General features: G+C 57.4%; 20 protein-coding genes. 13 read left to right on the forward strand and 7 right to left on the reverse strand.

Annotated features, from left to right (window positions below; translation table 11 throughout):
- Positions 1-2: 2 nt before the first annotated feature.
- Genes HDF12_RS07880 through atpC form a run of 3 tightly spaced genes read left to right on the forward strand, consistent with a single transcriptional unit; the run spans position 3 to position 3005 of the window.
- Entirely contained in the window at positions 3-1094 is a 1092-nt protein-coding gene (locus HDF12_RS07880; protein WP_179581976.1) for a F0F1 ATP synthase subunit gamma, read from the forward strand.
- A gap of 30 nt (positions 1095-1124) precedes the next feature.
- Entirely contained in the window at positions 1125-2567 is a 1443-nt protein-coding gene (atpD, locus tag HDF12_RS07885) for a F0F1 ATP synthase subunit beta (RefSeq protein WP_179581977.1), read from the forward strand.
- A 3-nt stretch (positions 2568-2570) separates the two neighbouring features.
- A complete protein-coding gene (gene atpC / locus HDF12_RS07890; protein ID WP_179581978.1) occupies positions 2571-3005 on the forward strand; it encodes an ATP synthase F1 subunit epsilon in 435 nt (144 codons plus the stop codon).
- Between the two features lie 535 nt (positions 3006-3540).
- On the opposite strand, the gene aroE is transcribed toward atpC, so the two are convergent.
- The gene (gene aroE / locus HDF12_RS07895) at positions 3541-5121 is read right to left on the reverse strand and encodes a shikimate dehydrogenase (protein WP_373563868.1); all 1581 of its coding nucleotides are present in this window, start codon (positions 5119-5121) and stop codon (positions 3541-3543) included.
- 318 nt (positions 5122-5439) lie between these two features.
- Here aroE and pgeF point away from each other — a divergent pair, with 318 nt between their 5' ends.
- On the forward strand, positions 5440-6291 hold the full coding sequence (pgeF, locus tag HDF12_RS07900) for a peptidoglycan editing factor PgeF (protein ID WP_373563869.1): 852 nt from the start codon (positions 5440-5442) through the stop codon (positions 6289-6291).
- Positions 6292-6316: 25 nt separating this feature from the next.
- Here pgeF and HDF12_RS22275 read toward each other — a convergent pair whose 3' ends face one another.
- The 4 genes from HDF12_RS22275 to HDF12_RS07915 all read right to left on the reverse strand — a co-directional run bounded on the left by HDF12_RS22275 (position 6317) and on the right by HDF12_RS07915 (position 11576).
- Positions 6317-6445, reverse strand: a complete 129-nt coding sequence (locus HDF12_RS22275; RefSeq protein ID WP_257025416.1) for a hypothetical protein — start codon at positions 6443-6445, stop codon at positions 6317-6319.
- Positions 6446-6584: 139 nt separating this feature from the next.
- The gene (locus HDF12_RS07905) at positions 6585-8714 is read right to left on the reverse strand and encodes a prolyl oligopeptidase family serine peptidase (protein ID WP_179581980.1); all 2130 of its coding nucleotides are present in this window, start codon (positions 8712-8714) and stop codon (positions 6585-6587) included.
- A 355-nt stretch (positions 8715-9069) separates the two neighbouring features.
- Positions 9070-10785: a hypothetical protein gene (locus tag HDF12_RS07910; protein WP_179581981.1), complete on the reverse strand. Its 1716-nt coding sequence runs from the start codon at positions 10783-10785 to the stop codon at positions 9070-9072.
- Positions 10773-11576 carry an ABC transporter ATP-binding protein gene (locus HDF12_RS07915; protein ID WP_179581982.1) on the reverse strand — a complete coding sequence of 268 codons (804 nt, stop codon included), beginning with the start codon at positions 11574-11576 and terminating at the stop codon, positions 10773-10775. The genes HDF12_RS07910 and HDF12_RS07915 overlap by 13 nt, the downstream gene beginning before the upstream one ends.
- Before the next feature lie 269 nt (positions 11577-11845).
- On the opposite strand from HDF12_RS07915, the gene dxs reads away from it, so the two are divergent.
- A complete protein-coding gene (dxs, locus tag HDF12_RS07920) occupies positions 11846-13735 on the forward strand; it encodes a 1-deoxy-D-xylulose-5-phosphate synthase (RefSeq protein WP_179581983.1) in 1890 nt (629 codons plus the stop codon).
- A 9-nt stretch (positions 13736-13744) separates the two neighbouring features.
- Here dxs and HDF12_RS07925 read toward each other — a convergent pair whose 3' ends face one another.
- Both HDF12_RS07925 and HDF12_RS07930 read right to left on the reverse strand, forming a co-directional pair.
- Complete coding sequence (locus HDF12_RS07925) at positions 13745-14287, reverse strand: SRPBCC family protein (protein WP_179581984.1); 543 nt, start codon at positions 14285-14287, stop codon at positions 13745-13747.
- 135 nt (positions 14288-14422) lie between these two features.
- Complete coding sequence (locus HDF12_RS07930; protein WP_179581985.1) at positions 14423-14977, reverse strand: fasciclin domain-containing protein; 555 nt, start codon at positions 14975-14977, stop codon at positions 14423-14425.
- 257 nt (positions 14978-15234) lie between these two features.
- On the opposite strand from HDF12_RS07930, the gene HDF12_RS07935 reads away from it, so the two are divergent.
- The 8 genes from HDF12_RS07935 to HDF12_RS07970 all read left to right on the forward strand — a co-directional run bounded on the left by HDF12_RS07935 (position 15235) and on the right by HDF12_RS07970 (position 24429).
- Positions 15235-15765, forward strand: a complete 531-nt coding sequence (locus tag HDF12_RS07935) for a DUF2127 domain-containing protein (RefSeq protein WP_257025417.1) — start codon at positions 15235-15237, stop codon at positions 15763-15765.
- Between the two features lie 257 nt (positions 15766-16022).
- Positions 16023-16574 (forward strand): hypothetical protein, encoded by a 552-nt coding sequence (locus tag HDF12_RS07940; RefSeq protein ID WP_179581986.1) that lies wholly within the window; start codon positions 16023-16025, stop codon positions 16572-16574.
- Positions 16575-16912: 338 nt separating this feature from the next.
- Positions 16913-17374: a division/cell wall cluster transcriptional repressor MraZ gene (locus HDF12_RS07945; protein WP_179581987.1), complete on the forward strand. Its 462-nt coding sequence runs from the start codon at positions 16913-16915 to the stop codon at positions 17372-17374.
- Between the two features lie 46 nt (positions 17375-17420).
- The gene (gene rsmH / locus HDF12_RS07950; protein ID WP_179581988.1) at positions 17421-18314 is read left to right on the forward strand and encodes a 16S rRNA (cytosine(1402)-N(4))-methyltransferase RsmH; all 894 of its coding nucleotides are present in this window, start codon (positions 17421-17423) and stop codon (positions 18312-18314) included.
- 214 nt (positions 18315-18528) lie between these two features.
- Entirely contained in the window at positions 18529-19053 is a 525-nt protein-coding gene (ftsL, locus tag HDF12_RS07955) for a cell division protein FtsL (protein ID WP_179581989.1), read from the forward strand.
- An 84-nt stretch (positions 19054-19137) separates the two neighbouring features.
- Complete coding sequence (locus HDF12_RS07960) at positions 19138-21480, forward strand: penicillin-binding protein (protein WP_179581990.1); 2343 nt, start codon at positions 19138-19140, stop codon at positions 21478-21480.
- Between the two features lie 46 nt (positions 21481-21526).
- Positions 21527-23020, forward strand: coding sequence for a UDP-N-acetylmuramoyl-L-alanyl-D-glutamate--2,6-diaminopimelate ligase (locus tag HDF12_RS07965; RefSeq protein ID WP_179581991.1), 1494 nt, complete (start codon positions 21527-21529; stop codon positions 23018-23020).
- Complete coding sequence (locus HDF12_RS07970) at positions 23017-24429, forward strand: UDP-N-acetylmuramoyl-tripeptide--D-alanyl-D-alanine ligase (protein WP_179581992.1); 1413 nt, start codon at positions 23017-23019, stop codon at positions 24427-24429. Before HDF12_RS07965 ends, HDF12_RS07970 begins: the two co-directional genes overlap by 4 nt.
- The last annotated feature ends 6 nt before the right edge of the window (positions 24430-24435 follow it).

The raw sequence follows: 24435 nt of genomic DNA on the forward strand, positions 1-24435 counted from the left end.
CCATGGCAAACGTACTCGATTTACGGCGTCGCATCCGCAGTGTGAAGAACACGCGGCAGATCACGAAAGCCATGAAGATGGTTTCGGCGGCTAAGCTGCGCCGCGCGCAGGAGCGTGCCATGCAGGCTCGGCCCTACGCGCAGATGCTGATCAACGTGCTGGAGTCCCTGGTACGCCGCACCGATATCTACAACGAGCAGACCGGCGAGATTCTTCATCCTTTGTTGATTGAGCGTGAAGAGAAGAACGTACTTGTCGTTGTGATTGCCGGTGACAAGGGATTTGCAGGCGGTTTCAACTCCAATGTGGGGAAGGCAGCGCAGAAGTTCATCGATACTCGCGTAGCGAGAGGACAGAACATCGATCTTGAGCCCATTGGCAAGAAGGCGATTGGCTTCTACAAGAGAAAGTTTCCAGCGGCGAACTACGAGAAGACCGAAGAGCACTACGACAACGATCTCGCAATCCACTACGATACGATCCGTCATCGTGCAGCACAGATCGAAGTTGCGGCGGAGCATCCGGACCTGCTGGTTAAAACCGAATTTGAGGCTGTCTCCAAGCTGGCGCACTCGATCATCGAACGTTACGAACGGTCGGAGATTGACTCTGTTTATCTCGTCTACAACGAGTTCAAGTCGGTGCTGCAGCAGAGGATCGTCGTAGAAAAGCTGCTGCCGATTGTCGAGCTTGGAGCTCACAACGTTGAGTCTTCCCTGGAGCCTACCCAGGAGGAGCGCGATGCTGCTGTTCGGGCGGCGCAATCGGAAGGCATCAGCGTTCACGTGCCCGAAGCCAGCGAGATGGAAGAAGAAGCCAAGAAATTTGGCACCGCCGATGTCGACTACATCTTCGACCAGTCGCCGGAGAGACTCTTCCGGCATCTGATGCCTCGTTATGTGACGACGGTGATCTTTCATGCTTTGCTGGAGTCTACTGCTGCGGAACACGCAGCGCGCATGACGGCAACCGATGCTGCGACGAAGAATGCGGGCGATCTGATTGACAGCTTGAGCCTCACCATGAACCGCGTAAGGCAGGCAGCAATTACCAAAGAAATTATCGAGATTGTGAGTGGTGCGGCTGCCCTGTAAGTGAGAGAGCCGCAATAACGAAAGAGACCTATGGCAGAGAATATTGGAAGAGTAATTTCGATCAGCGGACCGGCCGTTGACATTCAATTCGAAGAGTCGCATATGCCGGCTATTTTTCAGGCGATTCGCATCGTCAGCGAAGGATTCGACGTTCCCACCCCGCTCGATGTCATCGTCGAGGTGCAGCAGCATCTTGGCGAGGGCCGTGTGCGCTGCATCGCGATGGTTGCGACGGAGGGCATGGTTCGCGGGATGAAGGCGATCGATACGGGCGCGGGCATTATGGTGCCGGTGGGTCGCGAGACGCTGGGTCGCGTGCTTAACGTGTTGGGTGAGCCAGTAGATGAACTTGGGCCTGTCAATGCAAAGGTTCACATGCCTATACACCGGCAGGCGCCTGCGTTTGACGAGCAGTCCACCAGCGAAGAGATGTTCGAGACCGGCATCAAGGTCATCGACCTTATCCAGCCGTTTATGAAGGGCGGTAAGGTGGGTCTCTTCGGCGGCGCCGGTGTGGGCAAGACGGTCATCATCCAGGAGCTGATCAACAACGTTGCGAGTCATCATGGCGGCTTCTCCGTGTTTGCTGGAGTTGGTGAGCGTACTCGTGAAGGCAACGACCTCTGGATGGAGTTTCAGGAGTCCGGCGTTATTGATTTGAAAGACCTGCCGAAGAGCAAAGCCGCGCTGGTGTATGGACAGATGACGGAACCGCCAGGGGCGCGTCTTCGCGTGGCGCTGACCGGCCTGACGGTTGCGGAGCACTTCCGTGATGAAGAGGGAGCGGACACGCTGCTGTTCATCGACAACATCTTCCGGTTTACGCAGGCGGGCTCTGAGGTTTCGACGCTGCTTGGCCGTATGCCTTCGGCCGTAGGCTATCAGCCGAACCTTGCGACCGAGATGGGTGAGTTGCAGGAGCGGATTACTTCGACGAAGAAGGGCTCGATCACTTCGGTGCAGGCTGTGTACGTGCCGGCTGACGACTTGACTGACCCCGCACCGGCGACGACCTTTGCTCACCTTGATGCGACCACCGTACTTTCGCGTCCGCTGTCGGAGCTTGGTATCTATCCCGCGGTCGATCCGCTGGCTTCGACCTCGCGCATTCTGTCTCCGCGTATTGTGGGCCAGGATCACTACGATGTAGCGCAGGGTGTGAAGAAGATTCTGCAGCGCTACAAGGACCTGCAGGACATCATTGCGATTCTCGGTATCGACGAGCTCTCGGAGGAGGACAAGATCACCGTGGCGCGTGCGCGTAAGGTGCAGCGGTTCCTGTCGCAGCCTTTCCATGTGGCGGAGATCTTTACCGGTATCCCCGGCGCTTATGTCAAAGTTGCTGATACTGTTCGGAGTTTCAAGGAGATCATCGAAGGTAAGCATGATGATATTCCGGAGCAGGCTTTCTATCTGAAGGGTGGCATTGAAGACGTGAAGGCTGCCGCAGAGAAGATGAAGCAGACGGCATAACCAATGGCAGAGACGACGAGCAATTCGGGTTTGTTAGCGGTTCGGCTGGTTACGCCGGACCGTGTTCTGCTGGATGCGACGGCGGAGGCGGTGGAGTTGCCGTCGATGTCGGGGTATCTCGAAGCGCTGTATGGCGCGGCGCCGCTGCTTGCGGAGCTTGGTGCTGGTGAGGTCCGGTTGCATGGTGGAAGCTCTGGCGATCAGAAGTTCTTTGTTGCCTGGGGCTTCGTGGAGGTTCTGCCGGAGCGTGTCACGATTCTGGCGGAGACCGCGCTGCATCCGAACGAGATTGACACCGCCGAGGCTCAGAAGGAGCTTCAAGAGGGGCAGAAGCTCTGGAACGAGGCTGGCGACGACGGTGAGAAGTACGACGAAGCTAACGCGATTACTCGGAAGGCTGAAGAGAAGATCGCTTCGGCTCAGGGTAAGAGCAGCTAGCACACGAGAACTTCAAAAGCCGCCTGCGGGCGGCTTTTTTCTTTTTAGAGATTCCCTTTCCGGGGGTACCCCCTGGGGGGTATCTGCGTGCAAGCTCCCTTAAATGAATGAGTTAAGAATTTACGTTTTTGCAAAATAGTCTAAACAAAAGGGTTGCGGGTAAATTCGTCTTTCTAAAAGCGTTATGAGTTTTCGGCCTGATTAGATGTTTTTATTTCCTCTACTTCATAAGCATAGCTGATTCGGCATAACTCATACGCCATGCGTAAGTGCATTGTGATGAATGAGATATGTGATGTAGGGGCTTGACAACGACTTTTGTCCCTGCCGGACGGGCGCCCTGCGCGGGCGGCGGTCACTTCGTGACTTGTGTACCTTGTTGTGTCGCGTTAAAAAGCTTTGGTCCTCCCGCTGGTCGGAGAGGATGGTGCCGACCCAGCGCGAGGACCTGTGGTGCTGGTGTTGCCAAGACCGGTAGACGAGTCACGAAGTGACCGCCCCACGCGTAGTGGGCCCGTCTGGCAGGACACTTTCTTCAGGAAGCTTTTTTCGTCTTGGCTGTGGGTGCAGGAGTCTCCGCGGCAGATTCGGCCTGCTGGCGTAGAGCGTGGATGACGACGCGCAGCATCTCCTCTTCTGGAGCAGGTTTTCCGGTGAAGATCTCGAACTGGCGCGCTCCCTGTTGTACGAACATCTCGATGCCCGTGATGATGGGGATGCTGTGCTGGCGTGCGAGGCGCAGGAGTGGGGTTTCGAGTGGGTTGTAGACGAGATCAAAGACCAGCTTGGTGTTGAGATCTGCAGCTTCGAGGATTTGCGCGCCCTTGATGCCGGTCATGCCGATGGGAGTCGCATTGACGATTACGTCGAAGGTGGTCTTGGAGAGGGCGTCCTTCTTGATGGTCTTTGAACCGGACTGCTTCGCCAGCTTTTGCGCTGTTTCGGCGGTGCGATTCAGAATGAAGACCTCGGCTCCCTTGTCACGCATACCGAAGACAGCAGCGCGAGCGGCTCCGCCAGCCCCGAGGACGAGGGCCTTTGCTCCGCGAAGAGACAGGCGCTTCTCAATAGGTCCTGTAATGCCGGCGACGTCGGTGTTGAACCCGTAGAGCTTGCCGTCCTGGCGGAGGACCGTGTTACAGGCGCCGATTTTGGCGGAGAGGGGATCGGTCTTTTCGAGGTGCGCCATGATCTCCTGCTTGAGCGGCATGGTGACGCTGAGGCCCTGGATGGGAATCTCGTGGACGAGCTTGAGGAGGTCGGAGAGTTTGTTGGCCTGAAGCGCGAGATAGACAGCGTTGACGGTCTCGCGGCGGAATGCTGTGTTCATCATGATGGGCGAGAGCGAGCTTCGGATGGGATTGCCGGCGACGCCGTAGACCTTGGTGGCTGCGTCGACCTGATCGATGCGATAGGTTTCGATGAGTGTGCGGGCGGCGATCTGGCCTGGTCCGGTCTCTTCGCCGGTGGTTGCGGCGGCGAAGGTAAAGGCGCTGCCGGCGCGGACGCCGAGGACACGCGAGATGATGCCGGCATCGCCCATACAGATGCCGATGATGTTGGAGTGATCGTCCATGCGTTCGATGAAGCGCATGAGGGTTACGTTGTCGGTGAGCGTCTTGGCAGTTGGGACTATTTTGATGAAGTCAGGTTGGAAGGGCTCAATGCGTTTGAAGATGTTTTCAAGATCCTTGGTGGCGGTAAAGTCGTGGTGGCTGACGATCAGCGCGACGCCTGTTTCACGAAGCTTTTGAAGCTCGCCTTTTTTCAGACTCTCAGCGGATTCGAGCTCAAGATCGACGAGGTGGAAGCCGGAGGTTCCTGCCTTGGAAAGAATCTCCATCTGGGCGGCGAGGTTGCCGGCAAACTTACCGCCGTTGGCTGCGCGGCGGCAGGTGGCGATGGCGGTAACGGCGGTGTTTTCGCTAAGGAAGTGTTTCAGTTTAGGCAAGGCGAGGAGAGGCTTTTCCAGATAGTCGAGGCGAAACTCGAGGAAAGGGGTCTCTTTGACAACGGCGCTGGCTTTTTCAAGCATCTCGACGGGCGTGCCGCCGATGATGGCCACGCAGACTTTGCCGATGCGGGAACGAAGAAATTGGGGGGCTACGGTGGGCACATTCACTCTCATGTCTACAATCGCGGTATATTACAGACCCGCGGGGAAGGATGCAAATTTTTGTTGAAATATAAGGGGGTTAGTTCATGCCCCTGCATCGTCAATTGTTTCCGTCTCTTTGGATGCGCGAAGCCTTGTTGCGGTACCTATAAAAAGTAGACTCTGCATCTTGAAGAATGTTACTGGGTACTGTTCCACTGGAAGAATGCGCGATGACATGACTGAGCGGACCCGGATTCCGGAATCGTTTGGTGAATCTCCTGGTAGGGAGAGACACTACGATCCAAGCTAAGGTACGTTCGAAGTAAAGGAGTTAGCGTGAGCGATGGGATTGAAACTATACGGGTTGGGGCCTGGCGGAGGTTTGGGTGGCTGAGACATGGGTTTAGTACCCGAGGCGGGGGTATTTCCACGATTTATGGGGGAAAGTCGCTGAATCTAGGGTGGACCAAGGAGGATGAAACAACGCTGGTGGCGGAGAATCGGCGTAATTTTTTGCGGTATGTCGATGGTGATTTGGGGGATAAACGTGGTTCCGTGCTGGTGGGAGTGCGGCAGATTCACTCCGATGTCGTGCACATCGTTCGCGAAGCGGATGGGGCGCTCGATGGGAAGTTGCAGACGGCGGATGGGAGGGCTGTGCTGGAGGGCGACGGGTTGATTACTAACGTGCCGGGAGTGCTGGTAGGGGTGGGGACTGCGGATTGCGTTCCGGTGCTGGTGGTGGATCGGGAGAAGATGGCGGTTGGAGCGTTTCATGCCGGATGGCGGGGGACGGTGGCGCAGATCGTGCAGCGTGGGGTGGCGATGATGATGACTGAATACGGGTCACGGGTGGAGGACCTGGAGGCGGCGGTGGGGCCTAGCATCGGGGCTTGCTGCTACTCGGTGGGCCGGGAGGTTCACAGGGAGTTTAGGGAGCGATTTGCGTATGGTGAGGAGCTCTTCCGGGTTGGCGTGGGTGAGGAGGAGGAGAAGTTGTACCTGGATCTTTGGGAGGCAAATCGGAGGCAGTTGCTGGAGGCCGGAGTGGGCGAGGATCGCATCACTGTGGTTGGGGAGTGTTCCGCTTGCAAGGTGGATGCGGTGGGGGAGCTGAAGTACTTTTCGCATCGTGGGGAGAAGGGTGTTGCTGGGAGGATGTTGAGCGTGGTGGGTGTGGTTGGGTAGTTCTGAAAGTCAACGGTTCGATTGCTTAGGTCGAGACTTTTGGGTTGGCGAAGAAGGCGACGGCTGGAGTGTTTGGGCTGGAGGGTTCGAACGGTATGGGGAGGTGGAATGTGTTGGGATCCTTCACTACGTTCAGGATGACAGCTAAACTCAAATGGCGACTTCGGTTCAGGGTGACGACTTCGGTTGTTGCACGACTTCGCTCAAGGTTGGGATGACGGTTTCAGTTGTCGTGATCGTTCACTGTTCGACTTCGCTGATGCTCGGGAGTGTTACGCCGCCTCGTGGCTGCTTTAGTCCATCAACTTTCGGGTTAGGTAGGTGTATTGTTCGGCGCGGGTATTTGCCTGCTCTTTGAGGTTGGCTCCGGCGGCGTGGCCGCCTTCGACGATCTCGTCGTAGAAGAAGGGCTTGTGAAGCTCTTCGAGGCGTGCGGCGAATTTGCGTGCGTGGACGGGGCCGACGCGGTCATCTTTGGTGGTGGTGAAGATGAGCGGCTCGGGGTAGTTGGTGTTGGGGTTCAGCTGGTTGTAGGGGGAGATGGATGCGAGGAACTTTCGCTCGGCGGGGATGGTGACGGTACCGTACTCGCCGACCCAGGAGGCTCCGGCGGCGATGTGCTCGTAGCGGAGCATGTCGAGGAGGGGGACCTGGATGACGACGGCATTCCACATCTCGGGGTGCTGGGTGAACTCGACGCCCATGAGGAGGCCGCCGTTGGAGCCGCCTACGATACCGAGGCGGCGAGGCGAGGTGATCTTGCGGGTGAAGAGATCCTGGCCTACTGCGGCGAAGTCGTCGTAGATGCGCTGGCGGTGGATCTTGAGGCCGGCGTCGTGCCAGGCGGGGCCGAACTCGCCGCCTCCACGTATGTTGGCGAGGACGAAGGTGCCGCCGCGCTCAAGCCAGAGCTTGCCGAGGATGGGATTGTAGAGAGGCGTCATGGAGACTTGAAAGCCGCCGTAGGCATTCATGATAGTGGGGTTTGAGCTGTCGTACTTAATGTCTTTGTGGCGGACGAGGAAGTAGGGGATTTTGGTCCCGTCTTTGGAGGTGGCCTGGAGCTGTTCGACGATGAGATTGGAGGCGTCGAACTGGGCCGGGAGAGTTTTGGCGGATTTCAGATTCGTTGATGCGGCGTCGCCCAGGAGGAGAGAGGAGGGCGTCAGGAAGCCGGTGGTTTCGAGGAAGAACTTATTGTCGGAGGTGTTGGTGGTGGCGATACTGACGCTGAAGTTGTCGGGGATGTCGAGCTTCTTGCGTGTCCACGTGTTGTTGGCTTCGTGGGTGTAGATGTAGGCGCGGCCCTGGACGTGGTCGAGCGTGGTGAGGAGGAGGTGGTCTTTGGTGGTGGCCGACTCCTGGAAAAACTCTTCGGAGGTGGGAGTGAATACGACGCTGGGCTTGAGGTGGACGGGGTCCTTCTTCACGGCTTCGAGGTCGAGCGCGACGACTGAGCCTTGGGGGAATTTTCGGGAGAGGCCTTCGGGCTTCCAGTCCTGGTTGAGTTCGACGATCAGCATACCGTCGAGCATGCCGTGGAGTTGGGACTTGCCGGGCACAAAGATTTTTTTGGGGCCGCTGTCGGTGTAGAGGTAGGTTTCGCGCTCAAAAAAATTAACTCCGCGATCAATCACCACGGCAACGTGGCCATGGCTATCGTGAATTGCTGTTGCGCCGACTTCTACGTCAGCGGGGGTGCCACGGTATACCTCTTTGGCTTCAGCCAGCGATTGGCCGCGCTTCCAAAGCTTGACGACGAAGGGATAGCCGGATTGAGTCATGGTGCCCTCGCCCCAGTCGCGGGCGACGAGGAGGGTGTCTTTGTCGACCCAGGTCACGTCCTGCTTGGACTTTGGAAGGACGAAGCCTCCTTCGACGAAGTTGCCAGTCTTGAGATCGAACTCTCGGAGAGTGTCGGCGTCTTCGCCGCCTGCGGAGAGAGAGACCAGACAGAGGCCGTCTCCGGGGTAGAGGCAGTTGAGGCCCTTCTCGACCCATTTCTCGTTGTCTTTTGCGGCGAGGGCGTCGTAGTCGATGACGGTTTGCCATTGGGGCTGGCCGGTGAGGTAGCTGTCGAGGGAGGTTTTGCGAAGAATGCCGCGGACGTGCTGGGCGTCCTGCCATGTGTTGTATATCTCGCCGACGCGGAAGTCCGGGGAGGGCAGCCGAGTGGGCGATTCAAGCACTTTGAGCGCTGTTTCGGCGAGTACGGGGTATCGCGGGTCTGCCTGGAGGACTTTGGCCGAGCGGGCATTTTCTTCGTTGACCCAGGCCATGGCTTTGTCGCCAGAGACGTCCTCGAGCCACTGGTATTTGTCTGGCTGCTCTGGGGGCGTCTGGGCGGTGACGTGGAGGCAGGCAAAGGTGGTTGCTATTGCGAATGCGATAAGGACTACGGTTTTGCGGCACCTAATCTGCATCTCGTTGTCTTTCCTTTTCGATACTTCGTGTGGTCTTACCGTTTTTGACGCATTGTTCGCCTGGACGTCGGTGGGTGACCTGGTGTGCGAAGAAAGCCAGTGTAGCGCAGGTGTTGTCTGGGATTTGTCATGAACTGTTTCGTGGATCGTTGGGGAAGACAGCAGATCCGTGAAGTGGGTGGGTGGGAAGGGACGGAGCGGCTTGGGCGGGCGGAGTTATTCGGGATCCTTCGCTGCGCTCAGGATGACAGCCAAGGCTCAACACGGGACTCACAGCGGAGGCTTAATGCGGAATGACAGCATCCGCTTAATGCGGGCTTCGTTAGATGACACGGCTTCGCGTGAAACCAGGGCCCTAGGTTTTGCACAGTTCTTCAGCGATTGCTTCTCGATGGTTCAGCGCTATTGCGTCAAGACGGTTCAGAACACGGATGTAAAAGATGAGGGCGGCTATGGCGAAGGCCAGGAGAATGGGGATCATAAGCCAAGGTTGGCCGAGGTGCTGGCAGAAGAGGACAGTTGCAAAGCCGATAGCGAAACAGGCCAGAACCACGCCTAAGGCGATTATGGCGCTCAGTTGCGAAGTCTGTGCGCGGTTGATCTTCGACAGGTTGATTTTTTTTGGTGCGCTGAGGGATCGGAGATTACCAATGGCTCCGTTGGTGAAGGTGGTGAAGAGGAGCCAGCAGAAGGTCGCGACGGCGATGAGCGGAGGCGGAGTACGGGCGCCGAAAGCGAGAACTCCGAAGATGAGGATGAATTCGATAAGGCTGAGGAGAAAGCCAATCAGGTTCTTTGCTAGGAAGACGTCGCGAATGCGCGTGGGGCTGATGAAATAGAACTGGACGCCTGGGCCGTCCATGCCGAGGCCGTTATAGGAGAGGATGGAGACGCCGAGCAGAGAGTAGGCGACGGAGGCAGGAAAGATGAGGCTACCGCCGACACCGCTGGCTCCGATGCGGTTGGCGAAGAGGAAGACCATGAATACGGGAGCGATGAAGCCGTAAAGCTGATTGGTGTTGCGGCGGAGGTAGATGAGCTCTTTGTGGAGGCATGCGGAGAGGGTGGGGCTTAAGCTGAGGGGGCCGCGGGTGGACTGAGTCGTTGCTGATTGCAGGCCGGAGATACGTTGTGACGGTGGGATGCGGGTTGCGGCGGGTTGGTGGGAGACCTGGCTTAGACTTTCGCCGCGGAACTCGCGATGCATCCGCCAGGCATAAATGGCCAGGAAGAGGCACCCGAAGGCGGCCAGGCCCAGCAACGAGGCGATGGCGTCGAAAGGGCGTGCTTGCGCAGAGCTGACGATCGATGTTGCGGCCAGGCCCGGGGGAAGGAGTTCGGCGACTGGGCGAAGACGGTTAAAGATTTTGATGAGGATGGGAGATTTGTGGACGTGACCATTTTGGAAGGCTGGGTTGAAGTTCAGGTTGATGTATTGGAAACCGAGGGAGCCGAAGATGATGAGCGCGGTGAAGATTTCGCTGGCGCGGCGGGTGGAGAGCCAGCGCTCGACCCAGGTGATGGCCATTCGTGTGAAGAAGATGTTTGCCAGGGAGAAGACAAAGAGGGTGAGAGTGGCCCAGGGGACGAGCGAAGGTTTGGCTACACCGATGCCGATGTCGGCGGCGATGAGGGCCAGGGTGCCGATGACATTGGCGGCGGAGAGCAGGCCGAAGAAGAGGCGGGCTGTGAGGTAGCGGGGGAAGCTGAGGGGGAAGCGGATGATAGTGTTGATGTCGAAGCTGAGGCCGGGCGCTGAGATGTTGAGGACGACGAGTTGCCAGAGCAAGAAGACTCCCCAGGTGATTGAGGAGAGCATGGCGAGACGATCCGTGGAGACGAAGAGGTAGGCTCCGAAGCCTGCGCCGAGAATGGGAAAGATGGCGATGAGGGCGAGGACGGGGAAGATCAGGATGCGGGCGATGAGTTCGCCGACCCCACCTTTGCGGCGAAAGGCATTGCGAAAGATGCACCAGCGAAGTTGAGCGAGGGCGGCGAACTGGGCTCGGCTTTGGGCTGAGGTCCAGGGTGGGTTTGGAGGTTGGCCCGGTGTGTCGGTTAGCCCAGCCATGAGAGTTCCTGCTCGGGATGGGTAGTGGCGGGATCGCCGCCTACGATGCTGAGAAAGATCTGCTCGAGCGTGAGGATCTGGTTGCCGCCGTTGTCTTCGGGATTGCGGGCCTGGACACCTGCGCGGAGCTCTTCGAGCGAGCCGTTGGCGATGAGGTGGCCGCGATCGATGATGGCGATGTGGGTGCAGAGGCGCTCGACGATCTCGAGAACGTGGGAGGTGAGAAAGATGGTTGCGCCGCGAGCGATCATGCCCTGAAGCATGGCTTTGAGTGTGCCGGAGGCGATGGCGTCGACGCCTTCGAAGGGCTCGTCGAGGAAGAGGATGCGGGGACCGTGGATGACGGCGGCGGCGAGGGCGAGCTTTTTTTGCATGCCGTGGGAGAAGTCGGTGATGAGTTTTTTTGTTTCGCCGGCAAGACTCATGAACTCGAGAAGTTCGGTGGTGCGGGCGGCGGTGGTGGCGGCGTCGAGGCCATACATACGGCCGACGAATCGGAGGTACTCGGAGGCGGTGAGGCGACCGAAGAGGGCGAGGCCTTCGGGGACTACGCCGATCTGGCGCTTGACCTCCAGAGGATTTGAAATAGCGTCGAGGCCGAGGATCTGGATGGAGCCGGAGGTCGGTGCGAGGAGGCCGGTGAGCATCTTGATGGTGGTGGATTTGCCTGCACCGTTGGGACCGAGGAAACCGAAGAACTGGCCCGGGGCGACTGTAAGGTTGACGTCCTGAACTGCGGTGAATTCGCCGAAGCGGCGGGTGAGGCCTGTGGTGGTGACGGCGGGGACCATGTGAGGGAAAGCATATCGCAGTGGCTGAGCTGGTTGGAGCAAATTCAGGTTCGCTTTGGCTTGCCGGCGCTGGCATTCTGCTGACTCGCGATGCGGAAAAGACATCGAATGACGGAAACGAACGTCTAAGAATCGGGTTTGAAAAATGCAACACGCGAAGTTGTGGGTTGATATACTTAAAAGTCACCTCATTTCGCCGGGTTGAGGGTATAGCTGTGTTTTGGGCAGGACGCGACGCTCGGTTAGCGAGACTGCAGAACAGGTTTTGAATGAGCAATATTCTCGAGACAATCAACTCTCCCGCTGACGTCAAGAAGCTTTCGATTGCGGAGCTGACCCAGTTGGCAGAGGAGATCCGGGCGCGTCTGATTGTGGGGGTTGCAAAGACGGGTGGGCATATTGGTCCGAATCTCGGCGTGGTTGAACTGACGCTTGCGATGCACTATGTGTTCGACACACCGACTGATAGCTTCGTCTTCGACGTGAGCCATCAGGCCTATGTACACAAGCTGCTGACGGGGCGAGAGAAGCTGTTTCATACGATTCGGCAGCCGGGTGGATTGAATGGGTTTATGCTGCGCACCGAGAGCGAGCATGACAGTTATGGTGCGGGACACGCAGGAACGGCGCTGAGCGCGGCTCTGGGCATGGCTGTTGCCCGCGACATGTCGGGCGGCAAAGAACATATCGTCGCGCTGGCGGGGGACGCGGCGTTTACGAATGGTATCTCGTTTGAAGCGCTGAACAATATCGCGGCTCAGACCAAGCGGTTGATCGTGGTGTTGAACGATAATGCGTGGTCAATTGATAAGAACGTTGGGGCGATCGCTGAGTACTTTCATAAGATCGTGACGAATCCTACGATCTCGAGCCTGCATGATCGGGCGGCCGATCTGCTGGAGCGCTTTGGTGGGAAGACGGTGCGGCATGTTGCTCGCAAGGCGGAAGAGGCGGCGAAGGGTTTGATTGGGCCGGGCACGCTCTTCGAAGAGTTTGGGCTGAGCTACTTTGGACCGCTCGATGGACATAATCTGCCGCTACTGATTGAGACATTCAACTTTTTGAAGCAGCAGAATAAGCCGGTGGTGCTGCATGCGATCACTCAAAAAGGAAAGGGTTTTCAGCCTGCGATAGAAAAGCAGAAGAAGTTTCATGGGCTGGGGCCTTACGATGCGCAGACCGGTGAGACCAAGCCTGCGGGGCAGAAGACTTATTCCGAGATATTTGCGGAATCGTTGACGAAGCTAGCTACGATGAACGATAAGGTTGTCGCGATTACGGCTGCGATGCCGAATGGGACCGCGTTGGATCTCTTCAGGCCGCATCATCCGAAGAGGTACTTTGACGTGGGGATTGCTGAGGAGCACGCGGTCATCTTTGCCGCTGGAATGGCGACGAAGGGATATAAGCCGTTTTGTGCGATCTATTCGACGTTTCTGCAGCGTGCCTTCGATCAGATTGTGCATGATGTCTGTCTGCAGAATCTGCCGGTGGTGTTCTGCATGGATCGCGGCGGGTTGAGCGGTGATGATGGGCCGACGCATCATGGGCTGTTCGATATCAGCTATCTGCGCAGCGTGCCGAACCTGGTGCATATGGTGCCGAAGAATGAGGATGAACTGGCCGACATGATGTATACGGCGATGCTGCACGAGGGGCCAAGCGCGATTCGATATCCGCGGGGCACCGGACCGGGGATTGCTGTGAAAGAGCAGCCGGTAGCGCTTGAGATCGGCAAGGCTGAGGTGATTCGCGACGGAGCGGATGTTGCCATCTTCGGTTTAGGAGCGATGCTGCCGGAGGCGGTCCGTCTGGCAGAGATGTTGAAGCTGGAAGGGTTTTCTGCAGCGGTGATTAATCCGCGTTTTGCGAAGCCGGTAGATCGTGATTGCGTCGGAGAGTTCGGTGGCCGCTGTGGGTTGGTGATTACGTTGGAAGATCATGTTCTTGCGGGTGGTTTTGGTTCTGCCGTGATGGAGACGTTGAACGAACTTGAGCTGCAGGTTCCGGTGGTGAGGGTGGGCTGGCCGGATGCGTTCATCGAGCATGGGAAGGTGGAGTCGCTGCGAGAGAAGTACGGCCTTACGGCTGAGGCGGCGCTTGAGAGGTCGAGACCTTATCTCAGCAAGCTGATGGAGCAGGTTCTCGCCAAGCATTAGGTGATGGGATTATTGAATGCGGGCTCCAAGCAACTGGGTGGTGCGTGCGTGACGATAGGCAAAGGTGCTGCGAAGCTGAGAAGCGACGAAGAGGCTGTTGGCGATATTTCCAAATACTCCCAGCGGTAGTTCGTAGTCGACTTTGTCTTCGAGCAGAGTGCCGGGGACAGGGCCTCGGGAGTTTTCTGTTCGCGTTTCTGACTTTACATGGTGGCAATGGTGCCAGTAGGCGAAGGGACCTCGGAGTTGCCGGTCACAGAAGTGATCGTTCCAGAGGAAGTCGGAGATCTCTGCGTCCCAGCGGAGTCTGATGGGGGAATATGGAAATGGGCGAAAGCTGATTGTGAGCTTCGTTCCGGCACCTGCGGCGATGCTGCCGGGTCTGGAGGATGTGACAGGGTGGGGAGGCGGGGGTGCGATGGAGATCTCTTCGATGCGGGCTTTCTGCCACGCGGGCATGAGGCGTGGGAGGTTGTCGGGATTTGAGAAGAAGGCGAAGACTACTTCAACAGGGTAGGGGAGCCACTGTTGGGATTGGAAGGTGTGGCGCATCGTTGAGTTGGTTTATAGCGTGTTTCAGCAGAAAGTGCGAGTGGTGTAGGGGCTGCCAATCATAGTGTGTTTTGTGGGATAAGAAAAAAAGGCGCCTCGTGATGAGGCGCCTCAAGGGATTACCGGAGGAAACACTTAGTTGGGCATGAGGACGGTGTCGATGACGTGGATGACGCCGTTCGACTGGAAGACATCGGCTGTGGTGATGGTGGCCATGCCGCCCTTGGCATCGGTCAGCATGATGTTGCCGCCGGACATGGTGGCTGTGAGATCTTCGCCCTGAACGGTCTTAAGAGTAGCTTTGCCGCCGCCCTTCTGGATCATCTTTGCGAGTTCCTTCGAGGAGATCTTGCCGGCTACTACGTGGTAGGTGAGGATTTTGTCCAGAGTGTCTTTGCTCTCGGGCTTGACGAGGGTGTCGACGGTGCCTGCGGGAAGTTTTGCGAAGGCATCATCGGTTGGTGCGAAGACGGTGAAGGGCCCGGGGCTGTTGAGCGTATCGACCAGGCCGCCGGCCTTGACGGCAGCGACGAGGGTCTTGTGGATGGGTGAGTTGACGGCGTTCTCGACGATGGTCTTGGTGGGGTACATCGCAGCTCCGCCGACTTCAGGGTCCTTCTGGGCGTGTGCGGTAACTGAGGTGATGGCCAGAGCGGCGACTGCAACGGTTGCGAGGAAGGTCTTCTTCATTGTCGTTATCCTTTATCGTTCCAGATCATTTAGAAGTTGGTTCCCTGCAGGGGCACTCATAAGCATCTACGTCTGCTTGCGGGGACTGGATTGGTCTAATTTCCATCATGCTCGTGATATGCCGTCTGAAGAGAGAGCGTTGCGACGTCGGTTGTGTGCGCCTAACGGTTAGCGAGAAGATGTTGATGCGGTGAAGATGTGCATCACACGAAGGGGGCGTTGACAATTCCATTGAGTCCTCGTCAACTGAAGGTCTGATGATGCTGAAAGAACCGATAAGTAGCCGCGAGTTGATACAGGCACCGGAGCAGGGGGATCACCCGGCCGGTGCTCACGATCGCGGTTTGTTGCTGATCGGGCTTTTCAAGCTGGCCAAGGCGATCTTCTTCTTCTGTATCGGTGCGGGTGCGGTTCACCTGCTGCATAAAGATGTTGGTGATGAGGTGACGCGGCTGGCTCTGAAGTTGAGGTTTGACCCTGAAAGCCGGCTGGTTGCTTTGTTGCTGCACAAGGCTGACCTGATCGATGCTCATCGGTTGAGACAGATCAGTGTGGGGACGTTCGGATATTCCGCGTTGGCTTTGACGGAGGGGATCGGACTGCTTCTCGAAAAGGTTTGGGCTGAGTATCTGACGCTGATTCTGACGGTGTCTTTTCTGCCGTGGGAGCTGTATGAGCTGATCCGGAAGCCGGACTGGTCTCGTTTGAGCCTGCTGGTCATCAATCTGGCAGTGCTTGCGTACCTGATCTGGCTATTGCGCCGGAAGAACTTATTGGGAAAGCGTTAGCTCCCACCCCCGTCGATCGCCAAACTCCAACGGCTCTGAATTGCCGCCGAATACGGAAAGAGGATGCGCGCGAACAAACGGAGGTACCCTGGGCGAAGTGCTCAGGCCCTGTCCTCGCTATGGGATGGAGTTGGGGCGAGAGATCTGCGCATACACTCGCCTACCTGTAAACCATCGTAAATACAGCGTGTTAGGCTTCTGAAATGCCGAGTGGTTCTGCACGCGATCGACGTAAATATAAGAGACTCCGCAAACAGTTGGGCATAGACGTCGCTGCTGACATAAAAAAGACGACTGCGCCCGTTCAGCTTGTCGAGAAGAAAAAGTGGAATCTGTGGGCGATCTTTTTGGGTGTGATCGCTGTGATCGGGTTCATCGCAGAGATTCCATCCATTCGATATAACTTGCAGCCGCATTTTCAGCTGGAAACGTTACAGCCTGTGGACAAAGACAATATGTACAACTTCGACCACTTACTACTCAAAAACACTGGAATTCTAGACATTTCCAACGCCGAGGTAAAGTGTGAACCGCTCATCAATGACACTGCAAGTCATATTTTTATAAGCGATCTCGTTGTCGGATCGCCTCCCATTCCGCTATTGGAAGCTGGCGGGGCAGGAGCGACTATTCCTTGTTTTTTTCTACAGGATCGACATCCCTTTCCCCAGGATTCTCAGATGAAGATCACAGTGCACATGAAGGGTACTTATGGGTTCAGCGTGTTCAGAAAACACTTCGATAAAGATTTCCATTATCTTTCGACTGCAAACTCTGAGGGCCGTTTGATCTATCACGAACAACCGTAGATGGCGGCTGAGGCTATTTTCGCTTTTATTTCGCTTATCAGATCGATTCACGCTCTGCAAGTAACGGAGATGGCATGAATCACCAGAGCCAACACTACAGCTAGCGGTTACCTCTTCGGTACACACAAGTAGCTGAGTTTTCCACATTCCAATATGGGAAATGCACAGAAGTTGTACAAATTAGTCCTTTACAGGGCTGGGTAGCTCGGCGATGCTGGTGGAGCGAAGTAGAAGATTTTGGAGTTTGGTGGACCAAACTAGGTTCCCTGGCAACAAAATTCTACGATGCGGAGCAGGTTTTGAACCAAAGATGAGGCGAGAGAGGTATCGAGGTCGTTATGTTTCGGGGAAATCACCCAACACGCGTTGATGAGAAAGGGAGACTTAAACTCCCTGCCGAGTTCAAGCGCCGTGTGGATGAGCTGTACGGACCCGAGTTCTACATAACGAGCATGGATGGGAAGCGGGCGCAGGTTTATCCGCTGAAGGAGTGGGAGCAGATCGAGGCGTCGCTGTCGAAGATGTCCCCGATGGATCCGGTACGAAAGAAGTTTCAGGATGTGACGAACTTCTATGGGCAGATGGCCGAGATGGATGCACAGGGCCGGGTGCTGATTCCGCAGAAGCTGCGGGAGTTGGCGAAGGTGACGGGCGAGGTGAATGTTCTGGGGTCGCAGACGTTGTTGGAAGTTGTAAATGCAGAGATGTTCGACGCCGAGATGAAGAAGGCCAGTGGAGCTGTTGAGCTGACAGATGTGGATCTGATGGCGTTCGCAGAGAAGACCAAGGTTGTTGCTTAGTAGTAGCAGGTTGGCCCCCAGGGGCAGCACAGAAGGCGGGTGACAGATGAAGAGTCCGCAACATGTGCCGGTTCTTTTAGAAGAAGTTTTGGAGTATTTGAATGTGCGGCCGGGCGGCGTGGTGGTTGACGCGACGTTGGGTCTGGCGGGGCACTCTTCGGAGATTGCGAAGAGGCTGGGCGGCAAGGGCAAGTTGATTGGCTTTGACCGTGACCCGGAGGCGATGGAGATGGCTAAGGCAAGGCTTGAGGTTTTACGGGCTGAGCTTGGTGAGGAGATGCCGGAGGTGGTGTTCGAGCCGAGGGCGTTTTCGGAGGCTTCGAGCCTGATTGAAGCGGGGAGCCTGGATGGATTGCTCGCTGACTTTGGCGTGAGCAGCCTGCAGCTGGACGAGGCGCACAGAGGATTTAGTTTTCGGACCGACGGACCACTAGACATGCGGATGGATACGCGCAGTGGGGAGACGGCCGAGCAAGTGGTAAATCAGGAAGACGAAAACGAACTCGCCGACCTGATTTACGAATTCGGAGAGGAAAGGAGGTCGCGGAGAATCGCCAGAGCCATTGTTAGGGCCCGGCCGATTACGACTACAGCAGAATTGGCTCGAATCGTATCGGCCGAGGCCCCACCAATGAAAGGCGAGAAGATTCATCCGGCTACCAGGACCTTTCAAGCACTCCGGATTCGAGTGAATAACGAGTTGGGAGAGATTCAATCGCTGCTGAAGAGCGCGGGGTCTCTGTTGAAGCCGGGCGGAAGGCTGGTGTTGATCAGCTTCCACTCTTTGGAGGACCGGCTGGTGAAGGATGCGTTCAAGGCTGCGAAGGACGCGAAGATATTTGAGGTTTTGACGAAGAAGCCGGTTGTGGCGGCTGAGCAGGAACAGATGAGGAATCCGCGGTCGCGTAGTGCGAAGTTGAGGGCCGCAGAAAAAATTTAGGTACAAGATTCTCTATTGCACAAAAAATGGTGCAGTCTATAGATAGAGAAAACATGTGATCGGGCCGGGGTTGTCCCACCTTCTTTCAGGCGAAAGACAACTCTGCAACAAAAAGTCCCTTCCTCCATAGCGATCCCGGCCCGGTTCGTACGTTGAGGAGAGTGGCAAAAGATTTTGGGCTCAGGATTTAGCGGCGGGTTGAGAGAGGTGCAGGATGGCAGCTTCGGCGATGGCGGGACAACAGTTAGAGATGCTAGGGTCGCGGGCGCAGAGCCGTGCGGAGTCGCTGACGGCGCGGAATCGTGAGCTGTATGAGACGCAACGGCGTGCTCGGCGTGGACCTACGCCCGAGGTCTTCTTTACGAAGCACATCGACAACAGCCGCATTGTGAAGGCGGACGATCCGGAGCGGCGGCGTGAGATGCGCACGTTTACTGCAGTGATGAGTGTGTTGTTTGTGCTGGTGATGGTTTATGTCTGGCAGCACTTTTCGGCGATTGAGATTGGTTATCACGTCGAGGCCCAGAAGGCACAGGTGGAGCAGTTGCGGGAGGAGAATAGGCAACTGCGGTTGAATGAGGCGCAGTTGACGGATCCTGGCCGGATCGACAGGATTGCCAAGCAGCTTGGTTTGGGCGAGCCTCAGCCCGGACAGGTGGTGCGGCCTGAGGGCGGCGGAGATCCGAATGCTCCAGTGCTGGCGCAGGCTAGTGCTCCGGCGATGCAGATTGCGCAGTAGCGGATTGTCGGCAGTGTGTTCGAGTTTGTAGAACGTCTGACGGTGAGGGATCGGGAAGTACATTAACGATAAAGCAGGGATGAGATGAACAAAGCGCCACGGCAGACGTTGACCGCTCCAATACGGAGGATCCGTTTCGCTTATGTGGCGCTGTTTTTTTGCGCCTGGACGTCGCTGATCGCGGTACGGCTGGGATGGCTTCAGGTGGTGCGGCACTCGGACTTTGTGCATCGGGCGGCGCTGCAGCAACAGAGGACGTTCGAGGTGGCTCCGCGGCGGGGGATGCTGTATGACCGCAATCTGCGGGAGCTTGCCGTGACGGTGCAGGTGGATAGTGTGTATGCGGTGCCGTCGGAGCTTGGGGATAATCGTGCGAGCGCGGCGGAGATACTGGCAGAGATTGTGCACGCGGATCCGAGAGACAACTTTACATCGCAGCAGCAGATGCTGGCGCGATTCAATGCTTCGAAGAACTTTGCGTGGGTGGCGAGGAAGGTCGATCCCGGTATTGTCGACCGCTTGCGCGAGTTGAATTTGAAGGGCGTGTACTTTCAGAAGGAGTTCAAACGGTTCTATCCGAATAATGACCTGGCTGCACAGGTGTTGGGATATGTGGGTACCGACGATATTGGACTGGGTGGTTTGGAGCGGCAGTTCGACGAGGATATGCACGGGGAGCCTGGGCATATGCTGACTGCGCTTGATGCGAAGCGACATGTGTTGGGCAGTGAAGAGAACCAGCCGATGCCGGGTGAGAATCTTGTGCTGTCGATCGACGCGAATATTCAGTACATGGCGGAGCGGGCGCTCGATGCACAGGTGGAGAAGGTGAAGGCTTTGCATGGGACGGTGGTGGTGCAGGACCCGCACACGGGGCAGGTTCTGGCGTTGGCGGTGTCTCCGCGGTTCAATCCGAACGACCAGAAACACATGGACTCAAGCGTGTTGACGAACCTGGCGGTGAGCGATGTGTATGAGCCGGGATCGACGTTCAAGCTGGTGACTTACTCGGCTGCGATCGATGCGGCGGGGGTGCAGCCTACGGACATTGTGGATTGTCAGGGTGGCGCGATGACGATGTACGGTCGCACGCTGCATGACGACAGGAGCGATCACTTTGGGCGGGTGACGGTGCAATATGCGCTGGAGCACTCGAGCGACGTCGGCGCGGCGAAGATGGCGTTGAAGCTGGGGAATCAGAAGTTTTATGACTATATGAGGGCCTTTGGATTTGGGGATCGCTCGGGGATCGAACTGCCGAGTGAGACACGTGGCCTGCTGCGGAATCCGAGGAAGTGGGGAGCGACGAGCATCCTGTCGATTGCGATTGGGCAGGAGGTGGGCGTGACGCCGGTGCAGCTTGTAACGATGGTGAGCACAATTGCAAATGGCGGAGTTTATATGCCTCCGCATGTGCTGCTGCAGTCGACCGATGAGATGAAGGGCGATCCGCGGTTGAAGCCTGCGGCGTTCCGGCCTTCGAATGGACTGCCCTCGACGCTGCCCGATGGCGCGCATCGGGTGATTACAGAGATGACCTCGGCGAAGATGCGGATGATGATGCAGGGCATTGTGACCGAGGGCACGGGGCGGCAGGCGGCGCTGAACGGTTATAGCTCGGGTGGTAAGACGGGCACAGCGCAGAAGATTGATCCGGCGACGCACACCTACTCGCATACGAAGTTGGTGGCGAGTTTTGCGGGCTTCGCGCCGGTGAGCAATCCTGCGATCTCGGTTGCGGTCGTAATCGACACTCCGACGGCGGGTAGCGAGGTGCAGCACTACGGCGGTGCGGCGAGTGCGCCGGTGTTTGCTGAGGTGGCGCAACAGGTATTGGAGTATCTGGGTGTTCCGCATGATCAGCCGTTGAAGACGAAGAAAGAGTTGACGGTGGCGGCGAAGACGGAGGAGGCCGGGGATGCGCCAAGCGAAAACACGGCCGATCTGAATGCGATGTTCGATGATGTGAATAGCTTGCCAGCGGATGATCCGCTGCGCGCGCCGCAGTCGAACGCTGCGCCTGCTGAGGTTGCGGCGATCGAGAAACCGGTTGCAGTTACGCAGAAGGCGCCTGCTAACGGGAAGACTTCAGGGATTTTGGATATGTTGCCGGCGAAGGTTGTGGCGGCGTTTCATGGGGGCGATGGTACTGGCTCGGCGGCACCTGATGCGTCTGCGCAAACGATGCCGCAGAAGGCTGCGCCTGCCGTTGAGGCAAAAGAGAAGGGCGCGGTGGTTGTGGATGCGGGGCTGCGTGTGCCAGTGCCTTCGTTCGAGGGATCGGGGCTGCGGGGTGTAGTGGAGCGGGCGGATTCGGCGGGTTTGCGGGTACAGGCTGTCGGGAGCGGTTTGGCTAGAGAGCAGGTGCCGGCGGCGGGCACGATGGTGCCGGCTGGGACTGAGATCGTGGTGCGGTTCAGTCGATGATGGTTTTGTGCTGTGACAGATGCGGGTTCTCGGCTAGCATCCCTCTATGAATTGGAAGACTGTTTGCGACGGCCTTAGTGCCGTGGAACGCTTTTGTGCTGCGGTAGAGGTTTCGGGGGTGGAGTATGACTCTCGACGGATGGGGCGCGGTGATGTGTTTGTCGCGATGCGGGGTGAGGCGACGGATGGAAATCGTTATATAGAGGCCGCTATCGCGAAGGGGGCGATGGCCGTGGTTACGGACTCTCGCGAGGCTTACGAAAAGCTGCGTCGAGAGCATGCAGGCGTTGGGGCGGCTTTGGTGGAGCGAGGACGGCGGGCGCTGGCAGAGGTCAGTGCTGCGGTGATGGGACATCCGGAGCGTGGTCTTGCGTTGAGTGGGGTGACCGGAACGAATGGGAAGACAACGACGGCATTTTTACTGGAGGCGATGCTTCGGAGTGTGGGGCGGACGTGCGTGTTGATTGGGACAATTGAGACGCATGTTGGAGATGAGGTGCGGGTTTCGCCGCATACTACGCCGGAGTCACGGGATGTGCTGGAGATTTTTGCGGATGGGGTGAAGGCTGGTGCTACAGAAGCCGTGATGGAGATGTCGTCTCATGCGCTGGAGCAGGAGCGAGTCTGGGGGTTGCCGGTAGACGTCGCGATGTTTACCAATCTGACCCAGGACCATCTGGATTATCACGGGACGATGGAGAAGTACTTCGCAGCGAAGGCGCGATTGTTTGAGGGAGTTGGGTCGCCGGCGCCGCGAGTCGCTGTGATCAATGGCGATGATAGCTATGGGAGGCGCCTCATCGCGGCGAATCGGCAGTCTCAGATGATGGGATATGGGTTGGAGCCGTTGAGCGGAGACTATCGGGCGGAGGACATCAAGCTGCAAGCGGGCGAGACGCGATTTATCTTCAAGACGCCGAATGGGGATGCGCTGATGAGGTCTTCGCTGACGGGAAGGGTGAATGTATACAACCTGCTGGCTGCATCTTGTGCTGCGCTGGCCAGAGGAATGACTCTCGAAGAGGTCGTGGCAGGAGCGGCTTCGGGAGCGCAGGTGCCGGGCCGCTTTGAGGTGGTGCCTTCTTCCAATGACATGACGGTGGTGGTGGACTATGCGCATACCGATGATGCTCTGCGGAATTTGATCTCGCTGGCGCGGGAGTTAGTGAAGGAACGCAGTGGCAGGGTGATTACTCTGTTTGGTTGTGGCGGAGATCGAGATAAGACGAAACGCCCGCGGATGGGCCGGGCGGCGGGGAAGGGAAGCGACCTCGTTGTGCTTACGAGCGATAACCCACGTAGTGAAGATCCGATGGAGATTATCAACGAGGCTCTGGCTGGAGTTCGGGAGACAGCGACGAGGTGCATAGTAGAACAGGATCGAGCCGCGGCGATCGAGATTGCGATTCGTGCGGCGAAGGCTGGAGACATTGTTTTGATCGCGGGTAAGGGCCATGAGAAGGTGCAGATCCTGCGAGAGGGAACGGTGCCGTTCGATGATGTGGCTGTAGCTGCTGGAGTTTTGAGGGAGATCGCGTGAAGCTGACCTTGGGGAAGATTGCTGACTGGATTCATGCGGATGGCGAGTTCGATACATCGGCCGAAGCGGTGGGGTATGGGATAGACTCGCGCACGATTGGTGGCGGAGAGCTTTTTTTTGCAGTTCGCGGCGAGAGACTCGACGGGCATGAGTACGTGCATGCGGCGCTCGCGAATGGGGCCCTGGCTGCTGTGGTGAGTAATCGATGGGTTGTGCCGGCTGAAGTGGATGAGAGGCGATTGCTGCGCGTGGCAGAGTGCGACGATTGTGTGTTGCGGGCGCTGCAGCAATTGGCTCATGCGGTGCGACGCAAGTGGGGTGGGAGAGTGATCGGAGTGACCGGGTCGGCCGGGAAGACTACGACCAAGGAGGCTGTGGCACAGGTTCTGGGAGCGAAGTTCAAGGTGTTGAAGTCAGCCGGCAACCTGAACAACGCGTTTGGTCTGCCGTTGCAGCTTCTGAAGCTGGAGCGGGAGCATGAGGTCGCGGTGATCGAGATGGGTATGAACCATGCGGGTGAGATTGCTGCGCTGGCACAGATTGCCGAGCCGGATTGGGCCGTTGTGTCGAACGTGGGGCCGGTGCATCTCGAGTTCTTTCCGGAGGGGCTGATTGGAATTGCACGGGCGAAGTATGAGTTGATTGAGGCGCTGCCTGCAGATGGTATAGCGATTCTGAACTTCGACGACGCTTACGTAGCGGCGTTTGGCCGTGGGTTGGATAGACGCGCGGTGTTTTACGGGTTTGGTGAGGGAGCAGGGGTAAGAGCTGTCAACGTCGCTGAAGTAGGCGCGGAGGGCGTGGTATTTACGGTGGAGGCGAAGGGGCAGCGCGCGAGTGTGCAGTTGAAGATGTTGGGACGGCACAACATCCCTAATGCGTTGGCTGCGATTGCTGCAGGCCTGCAAAGCGGGATGGAGTTAGCGGAGTGCGCGGCGGTGGTCGGCGAACTGAGGGCAGGGGATAAGCGTGGGGAGGTTCTGGAGTGGCGCGGGGCGACGCTGATCAATGACTGCTATAACTCCAATCCGACGGCGCTTAACGCGATGATCGATGCGTTGGTGGCGATTCCGGCGGAGAGGCATATTGTGGTTGCGGGGGAGATGTTGGAACTTGGTCCGGATTCGGCTGCGCTACATGCTGCGTGCGGTGCGCGGATGAAGGAACGCGGGGTGGATTTTGTGCTCGGAGTGCGCGGTGCGGCCGAATCCATTGTGGGGGCGGCCAGGGCAGGCGGCGTGGAAACATTATTTGTAACAACTCCCGAGGAAGCGGGTGAGTGGCTGGTTGCGAATGTGCGCGCGGGCGACGTAGTGTTGTTGAAGGCTTCTCGGGGCGTGCGTTTGGAGAAGGCTTTGACAGTATTAGCGGGAAAGCCTAGTGACGCATCGAAATCAAACAGCATCTGATGATTT

Origin of the sequence: Tunturiibacter gelidiferens, from assembly GCF_013410115.1 — a bacterium.
In the GTDB taxonomy this organism is placed as follows: Bacteria; Acidobacteriota; Terriglobia; order Terriglobales; family Acidobacteriaceae; genus Edaphobacter; species Edaphobacter gelidiferens.

Excerpts from the sequence above, each read along its gene's own strand:
- HDF12_RS07880 (WP_179581976.1), top strand. The coding sequence starts at position 3 with ATGGCAAACGTACTCGATTTACGGCGTCGCATCCGCAGTGTGAAGAAC.
- atpD (WP_179581977.1), top strand. The coding sequence starts at position 1,125 with ATGGCAGAGAATATTGGAAGAGTAATTTCGATCAGCGGACCGGCCGTT.
- atpC (WP_179581978.1), top strand. The coding sequence starts at position 2,571 with ATGGCAGAGACGACGAGCAATTCGGGTTTGTTAGCGGTTCGGCTGGTT.
- HDF12_RS07905 (WP_179581980.1), bottom strand. The coding sequence starts at position 8,714 with ATGCAGATTAGGTGCCGCAAAACCGTAGTCCTTATCGCATTCGCAATA.
- HDF12_RS07910 (WP_179581981.1), bottom strand. The coding sequence starts at position 10,785 with ATGGCTGGGCTAACCGACACACCGGGCCAACCTCCAAACCCACCCTGG.
- HDF12_RS07915 (WP_179581982.1), bottom strand. The coding sequence starts at position 11,576 with ATGGTCCCCGCCGTCACCACCACAGGCCTCACCCGCCGCTTCGGCGAA.
- dxs (WP_179581983.1), top strand. The coding sequence starts at position 11,846 with ATGAGCAATATTCTCGAGACAATCAACTCTCCCGCTGACGTCAAGAAG.
- HDF12_RS07925 (WP_179581984.1), bottom strand. The coding sequence starts at position 14,287 with ATGCGCCACACCTTCCAATCCCAACAGTGGCTCCCCTACCCTGTTGAA.
- HDF12_RS07930 (WP_179581985.1), bottom strand. The coding sequence starts at position 14,977 with ATGAAGAAGACCTTCCTCGCAACCGTTGCAGTCGCCGCTCTGGCCATC.
- HDF12_RS07935 (WP_257025417.1), top strand. The coding sequence starts at position 15,235 with ATGATGCTGAAAGAACCGATAAGTAGCCGCGAGTTGATACAGGCACCG.
- HDF12_RS07945 (WP_179581987.1), top strand. The coding sequence starts at position 16,913 with ATGTTTCGGGGAAATCACCCAACACGCGTTGATGAGAAAGGGAGACTT.
- rsmH (WP_179581988.1), top strand. The coding sequence starts at position 17,421 with ATGAAGAGTCCGCAACATGTGCCGGTTCTTTTAGAAGAAGTTTTGGAG.
- ftsL (WP_179581989.1), top strand. The coding sequence starts at position 18,529 with ATGGCAGCTTCGGCGATGGCGGGACAACAGTTAGAGATGCTAGGGTCG.
- HDF12_RS07960 (WP_179581990.1), top strand. The coding sequence starts at position 19,138 with ATGAACAAAGCGCCACGGCAGACGTTGACCGCTCCAATACGGAGGATC.
- HDF12_RS07965 (WP_179581991.1), top strand. The coding sequence starts at position 21,527 with ATGAATTGGAAGACTGTTTGCGACGGCCTTAGTGCCGTGGAACGCTTT.